At 36.1% G+C, this 12,666-nt stretch carries 9 protein-coding genes and 1 pseudogene; 3 read left to right on the forward strand and 7 right to left on the reverse strand.

The genetic code is table 11. From position 1 onward, the window contains the following. The first annotated feature begins 135 nt into the window (after positions 1-135). Positions 136-297 carry a hypothetical protein gene (locus DYH56_RS16065; RefSeq protein ID WP_158539179.1) on the forward strand — a complete coding sequence of 54 codons (162 nt, stop codon included), beginning with the start codon at positions 136-138 and terminating at the stop codon, positions 295-297. A 60-nt stretch (positions 298-357) separates the two neighbouring features. Here DYH56_RS16065 and DYH56_RS15155 read toward each other — a convergent pair whose 3' ends face one another. The 3 genes from DYH56_RS15155 to pdxR all read right to left on the reverse strand — a co-directional run bounded on the left by DYH56_RS15155 (position 358) and on the right by pdxR (position 6,555). Next, on the reverse strand, positions 358-3,795 hold the full coding sequence (locus tag DYH56_RS15155; RefSeq protein ID WP_114643704.1) for a pyruvate carboxylase: 3,438 nt from the start codon (positions 3,793-3,795) through the stop codon (positions 358-360). 136 nt (positions 3,796-3,931) lie between these two features. After that, entirely contained in the window at positions 3,932-5,008 is a 1,077-nt protein-coding gene (locus DYH56_RS15160; protein ID WP_233500054.1) for a pyridoxal-phosphate-dependent aminotransferase family protein, read from the reverse strand. Between the two features lie 155 nt (positions 5,009-5,163). Next, entirely contained in the window at positions 5,164-6,555 is a 1,392-nt protein-coding gene (gene pdxR, locus DYH56_RS15165) for a MocR-like pyridoxine biosynthesis transcription factor PdxR (protein WP_114643705.1), read from the reverse strand. Positions 6,556-6,665: 110 nt separating this feature from the next. Between pdxR and pdxS the strand changes: the two genes are divergently transcribed. Both pdxS and pdxT read left to right on the forward strand, forming a co-directional pair. Further along, positions 6,666-7,538: a pyridoxal 5'-phosphate synthase lyase subunit PdxS gene (pdxS, locus tag DYH56_RS15170; protein WP_114643706.1), complete on the forward strand. Its 873-nt coding sequence runs from the start codon at positions 6,666-6,668 to the stop codon at positions 7,536-7,538. 1 nt (position 7,539) lies between these two features. Beyond that, entirely contained in the window at positions 7,540-8,109 is a 570-nt protein-coding gene (pdxT, locus tag DYH56_RS15175; protein WP_114643707.1) for a pyridoxal 5'-phosphate synthase glutaminase subunit PdxT, read from the forward strand. A gap of 261 nt (positions 8,110-8,370) precedes the next feature. Here the strand turns inward: pdxT and DYH56_RS15180 are convergent. The 4 genes and pseudogenes from DYH56_RS15180 to DYH56_RS15195 all read right to left on the reverse strand — a co-directional run. Then, positions 8,371-9,147: pseudogene (locus DYH56_RS15180) on the reverse strand (peptidylprolyl isomerase); the annotation flags it as partial. Positions 9,148-9,170: 23 nt separating this feature from the next. Then, positions 9,171-9,761 carry a peptidylprolyl isomerase gene (locus DYH56_RS15185; RefSeq protein ID WP_158539180.1) on the reverse strand — a complete coding sequence of 197 codons (591 nt, stop codon included), beginning with the start codon at positions 9,759-9,761 and terminating at the stop codon, positions 9,171-9,173. Positions 9,762-9,937: 176 nt separating this feature from the next. Further along, on the reverse strand, positions 9,938-10,606 hold the full coding sequence (locus DYH56_RS15190; RefSeq protein WP_114643710.1) for a hypothetical protein: 669 nt from the start codon (positions 10,604-10,606) through the stop codon (positions 9,938-9,940). A gap of 156 nt (positions 10,607-10,762) precedes the next feature. After that, positions 10,763-11,983, reverse strand: a complete 1,221-nt coding sequence (locus DYH56_RS15195) for a BaiN/RdsA family NAD(P)/FAD-dependent oxidoreductase (RefSeq protein WP_114643711.1) — start codon at positions 11,981-11,983, stop codon at positions 10,763-10,765. Positions 11,984-12,666: the final 683 nt, after the last annotated feature.

Below are 12,666 nucleotides of genomic sequence, written 5' to 3' on the forward strand. Positions count from 1 at the left end.
AGAGCCTAAAAGAAATAGTCGAAGCTATAGGAGGTCACACTAATCCACAGCGTCTATGTTAATTATATACTAAAAAATTAAATAAACTAGAAATAGTGCTTTTATAGCTCTATTTCATTATACAAGGAGGTTTATATGAGCAACACTTGTTTTGATTGCAGATATTTTTCTAAAAGGGACGCTGTAATGCATACAGAAGAAGAATTAAAGGAATATCCCTGGTTTTGTACACTGAAACATATATCTAAAAATAACTGCAGGCCGTGTGTGTGTTTTAAAAAGCGTAATCCAACTTAAAAAAATTAAAAAAACCTCTGCAAATTTGCAGAGGTTTTTATACTGTGAATTATTTCAGTTTTATTTAGAAAGCTGGATAAGAAGCTCTCCTGATTCCACTATTTTACCTTCCTCTATGAAAATTTTCTCTACAATTCCCCCTGTTTTAGCAGTGATGCTTGTCTCCATCTTCATAGCTTCTATAATAACTAATTTTTGATTTTCCTCTACTTTATCCCCTTGGCTGACAAGCAGCTTTATGATAGCTCCGGGGATACTGGCACCTATTTGTAATTCGTTGTCAGGATCTACCATTTTTCTATTTTCGCTTGATACAGAAGAAACCGACTGAGTCCTGTCTTTTATCCTTGTCTCTCTTCTATTACCGTTTACTTCGAATGTTACAGTTCTGTAACCGTCTTTGTCGAGCTTAGATATCTGAAGGAGTGTTACAACTAGTATTTTACCCTCTTTAAGACTGATTTCGCACGTTTCTCCTTCTGCAAGGCCGTGGAAGTATATATCGCTTCCCAATTTGCTGAAATCACCGTGTTCTTTTATGTATTTCAGGTAATCTTCAAATACAGATGGGTACAGAGCGTAGCTCAGTGCATCCTGCATAGTCGCATCTATTTTGTGTTTTGTTTTCAGGTATTCTTTAATTTTATCAAAATCTTCAGAAGGTAAAAGTTCACCCGGTCTGCACGTTATAGGTTCTTCACCTTTAAGGACTATTTTTTGAAGGTCTTTAGGGAATCCGCCTTCTGGCTGTCCCATCATACCTTTGAAGTAAGCAACTACTGAGTCAGGGAAAGCAAGATCTTTTCCTTTTTCAATAATATTCTCAGGAGTCAGGTTATTTTGAACCATAAATATAGCAAGATCGCTTACCATTTTTGATGATGGAGTTACTTTTATGATGTCTCCTACCAGCAGATTAACTTTCTTAAACATTTCCTTGATTTCGTCGAATCTGTGCCCAAGCCCAAAACTTTCGATTTGAGGTTTTAGATTTGAGTACTGTCCCCCAGGGATCTCATATTTGTAGATTTCTGTAGAACCGGATTTCAACCCAGATTCAAACTGAGCATACACAGGTCTTACGACATTCCAATAATTAGAGATCTGCTGAACATCATCAAGATTTATTTTAGTATCCCTTTCAGTATTTTCCAGGGCTGCAACTACAGAGTTTAGAGAAGGCTGGCTTGTGAGCCCGGACATAGCATCAAAAGCAGTATCTATGATGTCGACCCCTGCTTCAGCTGCCATTAGGACAGTTGCAACTCCATTTCCTGTAGTGTCATGTGTGTGCAGGTGGATAGGGATAGATATATTTTTTTTAAGTGCTTTTATAAGTTTTTCTGCTGCATATGGTTTTAGCAGGGCCGACATATCTTTGATTCCAAGGATATGTGCTCCCATAGCCTCTATTTCTTTTGCTTTTTCTATATAGTAGTCAAGGGTGTATTTGGTTTTTGATTTATCCAGGATATCTCCTGTATAACAGAGACATACTTCAGCAATTTTTCCGTTTTTAATAACTTCTCTCACAGGAACTTCCATCCCTTTAATCCAGTTTAAAGAATCAAATACTCTGAAAAGGTCAATACCGCTGTCAGAAGCTTCTTTTATGAATTCTTCAATTACGTTGTCAGGATAGTTTTTGTATCCCACTGCGTTGGATCCTCTGAGAAGCATTTGAAGAAGGATATTTGGAACTCTTTTTCTTATTTCTTTCAGTCTTTCCCAAGGAGATTCTTTTAAGAACCTGTATGAAACGTCAAAAGTAGCTCCTCCCCACATCCCGATTGAGAAAAGGTCTTTTCCAAGTATAGATGTATCCCTGGCTATTTTCAGCATATCGGTTGTTCTTACACGGGTAGCCATTAACGATTGATGGGCGTCCCTCATTGTTGTATCTGTAAGTAGCAGTTTGTTTTGGTTTTTAATCCACTCAACTACCCCTTCTGGACCTTTTTCTTCAAGAATTTGTTTTGTACCAGAAAGTTTTTCAGGTTTAGGAGCATTGGGTATGTGTGGTACGTCGAACTCTGTTTTAATACCACGGGTTTCATTTACAACTTTTTCAGCTATAAACTTAAGAAAATTTCCTTCGGAGTCTTTTTTTACAGAGATATCGAAAAGTTCCGGATGTTCAGGGATAAATGCTGTGGTAAAGTCACCCCTTGCAAATTTAGGGTGGTTCAATACATTGACTAAGAAATCTATGTTTGTTTTTACACCGGTAATTTTAGCCTCTTTTATAGAACGAAGAGCTTTTCTTATGGCATCTTTAAATGAATTCCCGTGAGATATGACTTTTACAAGCAAGCTGTCGTAATAAGGGCTTATAACAGCACCAGCATAGCCGTTCCCACCGTCAAGACGGACACCTATCCCGGATCCAGTTCTATAAATGTCTATTTTACCTGTGTCAGGTGCAAAGTTGTTTACAGGGTCTTCAGTGGTCACCCTGCACTGGATAGAGTATCCTCTGGTTTGAACAGCCTCTTGAGAAGGGATTCCTATCTCTTCCGAAGTTAATGCATATCCTTCAGCAATAAGTATTTGGCTTTGAACTAAGTCGATACCGGTGACCATTTCAGTAATTGTATGCTCAACCTGAATTCTAGGGTTCATCTCGATAAAATAATGGTTTCCGTGTTTATCAACTAAGAATTCCAAAGTACCGGCGTTTAAGTAACCAACTTCATTTGCGATTTTTAATGCATCGTTGCATATTTCCTGTCTTTTTTCTTCGGTTAATGTAAGTGCAGGAGTTATCTCAATAACTTTTTGGTGTCTTCTTTGTATAGAACAATCTCTCTCAAAAAGATGGAATATATTTCCATATTTGTCCCCAAGAATCTGAACCTCTATATGTTTAGGCTGTTCAACATATTTCTCTATAAACATATCATCTATACCAAAAGCTTTTTTAGATTCGTTTTTGGCACTTCTGTAAGAAGAAATAAGCTCTGATTCTTCTCTTACTATACGCATTCCACGTCCGCCCCCGCCGGCAGCCGCTTTGAGCATTATAGGGTATCCACAGCTTCTTGCGAATTCAATTGCTTCATCTTCGGAACCTACAGGTTTATCCACACCAGGAATAGTAGGAACTCCAGCTTTTGCAGAAACTAGTTTTGACTGTATTTTATCTCCTAAACTTTCCATCATTTCAGCAGTGGGCCCTATAAATGCTATCCCTGCTTTAGCACATTTCCTTGCAAATTCAGGATTTTCAGAAAGGAATCCGTACCCGGGATGGATTGCGTCTACCCCTTTTTTAAGAGCAAGTTTAATTATCTCATCAATATCAAGGTATGCCTCCACAGGTCCTTTACCTTTACCTATTTGATAAGATTCATCTGCTTTTGTTCTGAAAAGAGATGTTTTATCTTCTTCAGAATAGATGGCAACTGTTCTTATTTCAAGTTCTTTACATGCTCTTATAACTCTTATTGCAATTTCGCCACGGTTTGCAATTAAAACTCTTTTAAATCTTTTATTCATTCTAACCCCCTCTATAATCTACCTTAATAGGTCGTTGACAAAGTGTCGTGGTATCAAAAATTCAGCATTCGTGTGCTGCATTTTAATCGATATAACATAGTATATATATACTATATTGATCTTTTTACAACAACTTTTATATTAAATTTTTCTTGATTTCTTCTATGGTTCTATCTATATCTGCTTTAGTTATTTTTCCAAGACAGCCTATTCGAAGGAGTTTTCCGGCGTAATTTCCCTGACCTCCTGCAATACTCACTCCGTCTTTATCCACTGTTTCTCGAAATTTATCCATATCTTGAATTCCCCTATGGGTTACTGCAACCAGGGTATTACCTCTGGCTTTTTCGTCTGTTACAAAATGTTCAAATCCAAGTTTTAAAAGTTCTTCTCCCAGATATTTTCGGAGTTTTGTATGCTTTGCCTGGATGGTATCTAAGCCTTCCTCCAAAAGGAGGTCACAGGCACATTTGAGTCCCACAATCAAGGTAATAGCCGGTGTATAAGGGTTTTGTTGTTTTTCTTTTAAAAATTTAATATATTTTTTTAAGTCAAAATAAAATTTGGGTAAGTTTGACCTTTCCATAGCTTTTTTTGCCTTATTACTGAGAGCTATAAATGCCAGACCAGGGGGGAGTAAAAAACCTTTTTGGCTTCCGGCAACGACGCAGTCAAGGGACCAGTCGTCAAATTCCAATGGATTTACAACCATACCGCTGACAGAATCTACAACTAAAAGAATATCTGTATCCTTTGTAAGATTACCGACCCTCTGGATATCGTTTAAAACCCCTGTAGAAGTTTCGCTGTGGGTCATAAAAATTCCCTTCAAATCCGGGTTCTCTGAAATCGCGGCCTTTATGTCGTCTAAATCATAGGTAGAACCCCAGTCATACTTCAGGTCGATAACGTCAAGTTCATAGGTAGCTGCAATTTCTACAAATCGCTGTCCAAAATTTCCTGTATTTATTACCAGTACCTTCTCTTTTTTTGAAAATAAATTTACAACAGCGGCCTCCATGACTCCGGTGCCGGAACAGGTCAGGGTAAGCACTTCCTGTTTGGTTTTAAAAAAATCTTTTAGATTTTCACTGACTTCACTAAACAGTTTCTTATAGTCTGCCATCCTGTGATGGATAACATCTTCAGCCATTTTTTTTCTGATTTCTTCAGGAACATTGGTTGGTCCCGGTGTCATTAAGAGTTTTTTCAATATTATCTCCTCCAAAATGAAATTATTAAATATAGAATAGGTGATGTTCACTTACAGTTAAATTAAATTCATTCTTATTATACTAAAAAAAAAATGATAAGGAAAATATCTAAATGATATAGTATTCAGATGAAAAAAATATGAATTACAAGAGTTTATAAATTATAGAGTTCCTCCACACATTCTTTTAAAATTTCCAGTCCTTTTTTTATCTCCTCTATCTCCACATCGGCAAAACAAAGTCTTACCCATCCGTCACTTTTTTCATCCAGTTTAAATATAGATCCAGGCAGGATCCCGACTTTCTTTTGGAGGGTTTTCAAAAAAAGAGCTTCGCTGCTGACCTTATCCAATTGGACCCAAAAATATAAGCCTCCCTGGGGAACTGCAAATAATCTCAGGTGGTCTATCTTCCTCAACAGATCATAGGCCACTTGAAATTTTTTCTTGTAGATAGTTCTCAATTTTTTAGTGTGAATCTCCCATAGATCGGAGTTTAGATAGTGTTCAAAGGCTCTCTGTATCAAACCCGGGGTGGAGATATCTGTATGGTATTTGGTGAAAGAGATATATTTTAATTTATCCTTGGGAGCGATAAGGAATCCCAATCTGAGACCCGGCATGAATATTCTGGAATAACTTTTAATATACATTACCCTCTCATCTGTATCCATAGATTTCAGGGAAAGGGGTTTATTTTTATAGTAAAGGTCGGAACTGGAATCATCTTCAATTATATAAAAATCATATTTTTCAGCCAATTCCAAAATTTTTAATTTCTTCTTTTTGGAGTAGGAGATCCCGGTGGGATTATGAAAATTTGTCATAAGGTATAGATATGATATTTTTTCTTTAGCCAGGATCTTTTTTAAGATCTTTAGGTCTATGCCGTCTTCTAATAACGGGATATCCATAACCTTGGCTCCCCCCCTTTTAAAGGAAGTGATAGCCCCGGAATAACTGGGGTTTTCAATGATTACCCTGTCTCCGAAATGAATAAATGATTTTGTAATAAGGTCGATTCCCTGCTGGGCTCCGGAGATTATCTGGATATCTTCAGGGTGGGTCATTATTTTTTCATCTTCTAAGTGTTTCGAGATAATATCTCGTAATCCTGCATAACCCTTTGGATCTTCATAGGCAAATATTTTTTCCTGGTCTCTGTCTATTACATAATTTATACAGTCTTTAAATTTTGTTATGGGAAAATAACTCCCATTGGGGTTACTGTTGGCAAAGTTAATCTCACACTCCACTTCTAATTTACCGTATTTAAAAGTTTCCATGAGGATCTCTTCCTCTAAAATATTTTTTTTAATATTGAGGTTGTTTACATAGACCCCGCTCCCCCTTTTTTTATAGATATATCGGTCTCTTTCCAGGGTATCGTAGGCTTTTACAATGGTTATATTATTGACTCCTAACTTTTTAGCTAAATTCCGGATAGACGGAAGTTTTTGATTCTCCACATATTTATTTTCGATAATATCCTGTTTGATCTTTTCATAAATTTGAAGGTACAGTGTCTGCTGATTATCTAAATTCATCTTATCTCCTCCTTAATTGTATCGATACACTTTTTGTTCTTATGATTGAATATATTATATATGAGGCGTATGATAGTGTCAAAGATAAAACATAATAAAGGGGGATAAATATGAGAAATGAATTAAATAAAAATCTGGCACAGATGTTAAAAGGCGGAGTTATAATGGATGTAACAAATGCTGAAGAAGCGATAATAGCTGAGCAGGCAGGAGCTTGTGCAGTAATGGCTCTTGAGAGAGTTCCGGCAGACATTAGAAAAGATGGAGGAGTAGCCAGAGCTTCGGATCCCGATATGATCAAAAAAATCCAGGCTGCAGTATCTATACCTGTTATGGCAAAGGTAAGAATTGGTCATTTCGTGGAAGCACAGATTCTAGAAGCTTTGGAAGTTGACTATATAGATGAGAGTGAGGTATTGACACCAGCTGACCCTGCCCTTCATATAAATAAATCAAACTTTAATGTGCCATTTGTTTGCGGTGCAAAAAATCTTGGAGAAGCTCTTAGAAGAATCAGTGAAGGTGCATCTATGATAAGAACTAAAGGGGAACCGGGAACGGGAGATGTTATAGAGGCTGTAAGACATATGAGAATGATGAACAATGAGATAAGCAGGGTTCAGGGGCTTTCAAAAGATGAACTTTACCATGCAGCCAAGGAGCTTGGAGCTCCCATAGGTCTGGTGGAATATATCCATGAAAACGGTAAACTTCCAGTTGTAAACTTTGCTGCCGGCGGTGTAGCTACACCTGCCGATGCAGCTATGATGATGCAGCTTGGTTGTGACGGAGTATTTGTAGGATCGGGAATATTTAAATCCGGTGACCCAAGAAAGAGAGCTGCCGCTGTAGTTAAGGCTGTAACTCATTATAATGACCCTAAAATTTTAGCTGAAATTTCTACAAACCTTGGGGAAGCCATGGTAGGAATCAATGTTTATTCTATAGATACCAATGAATTGATGGCTCACAGGGGATACTAAGATGAAGAATATAGGTGTCTTGGCCCTGCAGGGTGCTTTTCGGGAACATATGAATATTATACAATCCCTCGGACATAAAGGGGTTGAGATTAGAAAAATTGAAGATCTGAACTCTATAGATGGTCTTATCCTCCCTGGAGGAGAGAGCACTGCCATGGGTAAACTCCTGGTAGATTTTGATCTGAAAGAAATTTTAATTCAAAAGATTGGAGAGGGACTTCCTGTTTGGGGAACCTGTGCCGGGATGATTTTGCTGGCTAAAGAGATAGCCCATGATAAAACAACCCATCTGTCCCTTATGGATATTGTAGTAAGGAGAAATGGTTATGGGAGACAGCTTGGAAGTTTTAAGGTAGATGGTATCTTTAAGGGGATAGAAAATAAAATTCCCATGGTATTTATACGGGCACCCTATATAGAGAATGCAGGGAAGGGTGTGGACATATTAGCAGAGGTAGATGAAAGGATAGTTGCGGCCAGGGAAAATAATCTCTTGGTAACATCTTTTCACCCTGAATTGACAGATAATTTGGAAACACACAGATATTTTATAAATATGATGGATAAATAGTAAAAAAAAGAGCTTTCTCAATTGAGAAAGCTCTCTTTTTAACATATATTAATTTGCCTCTGAATCTTCAGGTTTCTCCTCGGTAACAGGAGCACTTTCAGTTGTTATATCTTCAGTAACAGTACCCTTGTCATCTTCACGAGTTATATCTTCAGTTTCAGTGACAGTGACAGAAGCGGCTATAACCGAAAGGTTGTCTTCGTCACGTTCTTCTAATCTCTCACTGGGAGGAGTTTCCTCTTTCTTTTTTGCTGCAGTATACTTATTATCTATATATCTTATCCAAGCCGGGATAAATTTTGGATCATAAGGTTTAGCTGTTTTTAATTTTTTCTCTTGGATTCTTACTAACTCATCCTTATAGTTAGTATAAGTTTCGGTAAAAACCGGATCGGTAATATCTTTTACCGGGTATTTTTTTAAATCTGGAAAGTTTCTGTCTAAAGTTTCATTCCAAAAATCAACCCTGTCTTTTTCAAGTGCCAGGAAGAAATCTATATCTCCCTCAAACCTGATTTCCTTGATCCTGTCGCCAATTTCCAGCTTTCTGATAACACCTAAATCAGCATCGGAGATAACTTCACCAAATACCGTATGTTTTTGGTTTAACCAATCGGCGGCATACATTGTCATAAAAAATTGAGAACCACCAGTATTAGGACCTGCATTTGCCATGGCCAGCATACCTGTCTGGTAGAAATCTAACCACTCTACAAATTCATCTTCAATCTGATAGCCGGGTCCACCCAGACCTGTTTCCAAAGGGTCTCCTCCCTGAGCCATAAAATTATCTACAACTCTGTGGAATTTCAGATTATCATAAAAACCTCTTTTAGACAGATTTATAAAGTTTGCTACTGTAATAGGAGCAGCTTCTGGATAGAGGTAGAAGTTGATATCTCCCTGAGTAGTAACTATTGTTGCCTTGATATTATTTATTTTTGCTACCTCTCCGGCTTTCATGGCTCTTCTGATAGATGAGCACCCTCCTAAAACTAGAAGCAGGAGGAGTGCAGAGATAAGTGATATTTTTTTCATGGGTATACCTCCGAAATTTAGAATTATTTTAAGTTAGGAAAATCTTTAGCTAATTCTCTGTTTAATTCAGCTAATGGTTCCTTGTTTGCTTCTAAAAATGCATCTACATCTCCAGTGATTTCAATAGTTTCAATGATGTCATTTTGAGCGATCTTGTTAACTATATCTTGATCTTCAGAAGATACAACTTCTCCGAAGATAGTATGCTTGTGGTTTAACCAAGTAGTCTCTGTATGAGTGATGAAAAATTGAGAACCATTTGTGTTTGGACCAGAGTTAGCCATAGCTAAGATTCCTGGTTTGTTAAATACTAAATCTCTTACGAATTCATCTTTGAAGTTGTATCCAGGTCCACCCATTCCTGTACCTTGCGGGCATCCACCTTGAATCATAAAGTCTGCGATAACTCTATGGAATTTTAAGTTGTTATAGTACCCTTTCTTAGATAAGTTTACGAAGTTAAGTACTGTAAATGGTGTTTCATTTGGAAATAACTTTATGTTGATATCTCCCTTGTTAGTTTTGATCTTTGCAATTAAGTTTGTGTTTGACACGATTGTTGCCTCCTTTTGTATTGTAGTTGCGTTTTTTACGTTATTCGCTCTTCTTTTCATTACAAAAAATATGATGATTAAGATGACCACCACATTTATCGCTATTTTAGTTGCTGTATTCATATCGAAATATACCTCCATTTTAGCATAGTAATTTGACTTGTGCAATATCTAGTAAAAACTAGATTAACCTACAATTTTTTACCACGAATTTCATTTCTTTTAAAATTTAAATTCTATTTATTTTTCATCTCGCTGCTAAAAACTTTTTTCAGTTCTTCCTGGGAGATAGTTCCGTAAATATCATAGGTCCATTTTTTTACCAGAGATTCCTTTAATCCGTCCAATGCTGTTTTACACTGAATGGTTTTTTTCTCCAGGGTACTCCACCGGCTTCTGACAGCAGTCAGCTGGTCCAGGATCCCCATTTGATCATCTTCTTGGATGGCATCCCTTAGCTCTGCTTCCAACCTTGCCTCATTGTCTAAGATGGTATTGGCTTGCTCTAGTAATCTTTCCATCTTTAATTCCAATTCTTTGATCTGGTATTTAAATAATTTTTCTACAGCTTCTGCTCCGGATTTCCCCTTTAAATTTTCTCTTTTTTCCATCTCGTCTAAAATATAGTCGATATTTATATTGTGAACCTTCATAATGTCATTGACAATACCCATCAAAGATTCTATTTTTTTGTCATCCATCTCATCTAAATTTTCCGAGATATCGTTGGAAAATTCAAGGTATAGTTTTTCATATTTTGGGATAAACTCCAATTTAACTTTCTGCATCCCGTCATAGTCATCTAAATTTTGATAGTTCTGATAATCTTTATCCATCTTCATCAAAACTTTTAATATCACCTCACTGGCAAATTTTTTAAATTCTTTAATTTTTTCTAATTTCATATTTAAATTTTCCTCCTAAATTTATTACTTATTAACATTTGTGTAAATTCGTGCAATCTGTGACTATTTCTTTTTCTTTTATCGATACTTTATATATTTGTGTTTATTAGCGTAATACTGCGGTTCAGTTTTTGATTTTAACTATTAAACTGTCTGCTACTTACTCTTCGCTATGCTTCTTGCGGCCAGGATCCCTGTTGATATTGCGGCCTGGATATTATATCCCCCGGTATCACCGTCGATATCCATAATCTCCCCTGCAAAATAAAGACCCTTAACTAATTTGGACTCCATAGTTTTAGGATTGATCTCCTTTAAGTCTATACCGCCATTGGTAGCCATACCTACATCTATACCGCCTAATTTACTGATCTCATAGGTGTATTCTGTGAGGAGTTTCCCGAGATCATCTCTCATTTTTTTACTTAGACTGGATATCTTCAATCCCTCGCATATTTCAGCTTCAAAAAGCATATTTTTAATAAACCTTTCAGGTAAGTTATAGGTATTTAAAAAAGTTTTAGTTAAATTCCTGCCATGAACATGGGTATATTCTATGAAATCTTCCTTGAATTGTTCTAAAGTCAGGTCTATAAAATTAAATGAGATTTTATTCCCTCTTTTCATATACCTGGAGTTGTCTAAAATTCCTGGACCACTTAGGTTTTTATGGGTGAACAGGATATCTCCCTTGGAGGAGTTGATTTTTTTATCCCCGTCAAAAACACTGATGGATATATCTTTAAAAGAAATTCCGGCTAATTCAGTAAATGGATAATCTTTTATATATATGGGAGTGAGACATGGTTTTGGTTCTAGTATTTTATGGCCTAAAGTTTTGGCAAACCTATATCCCTGCCCTTCGCTGCCTGTTTGGGGAAATGTTATCCCGCCGGTGGAAAGTAAAATGTTTTTAGAGTTAAAATCTCCTGTGCTGGTATTTAAAGTAAAATCATCCTTATGTATTATAGATAATACCTCACAGTTTTCTATGATATCCACATTGTACTTTTTACAAAGGGAATAGAGCAGTTCCACAACATCTGCAGATCGTTTAGTTATGGGAAATATTTTTCCATCTTCCCTGGGAACTAACTCCAATCCGTGATCTTTAAAGAAAATTTGCAAGTCTTCGGGAGAATATTTATAGATTGCTGTTCGTAAAAATTTACCGTGGTCTCCATATTTAGTTAAAAATTCCTTGACCTCTCCAGTATGGGTGATATTACACTGTCCCGAACCGGCGATCAATATTTTTTTACCCATTCTATTCTTTTTTTCTAAAATTGCAGTTTTTATCCCGCAGCTTCCTGCATATATAGCAGAAAATATACCGGCGGGACCTCCACCTACAACTATATATTCATATATTTTCATAAGTACTTCCTTTTTATAATTATATTTAGACTATATAGTATATCACAATAGATAAATAAATTTATAATTTTTCTTTAAAAATATTTGTAAAAAAGCCTTGACACTTCACGATACTATGCACGAGATGGCTAAGGATGAAGCCAGACATGGAAAAGCATTCAAAGGTTTATGGAAAAGACATTTTGAAGGAAAATAATTAATCTTATAAAAAATAATTTTAATATAAAAAAACGACTATTATTTGTAAAAGAAATTTAGTCGTTTTTGTTGTTTTTATTCGTGGACTATATATATAAGGTAAGTTTTATATCCTATAAAATTTGGATTTTATTCCAAAATGGTTTGTATGGACCTTCATTTTAAACCGTATTACCTGGTTTTTTTTGAGAAATTTTAAAAAGAAAAGAAAAAAACTCTTGACGTAGAATAATAAGTGCGGTATACTTCTTCTTGTCCGCGAGGGAAACCGAACGAGACAGAGAAGGACATTGAAAGTTGAATAGAGAAAGAAAGTGTAAATTAAAAACTCAATTGTCGTTTGAAACTTTTAGTTTTGAACAATCGATTAAGGTGTACAGTGGAATGAACCACTATAAAAATAATTATCTTTTAATAGATAGCTAAACTTCATTTATGAAGTTAGGATATAAATTTGAATGTAGAGTTTGATCCTGGCTCAGGAT

The organism is Psychrilyobacter piezotolerans (genome assembly GCF_003391055.1).
Lineage (GTDB): Bacteria > Fusobacteriota > Fusobacteriia > Fusobacteriales > Fusobacteriaceae > Psychrilyobacter > Psychrilyobacter piezotolerans.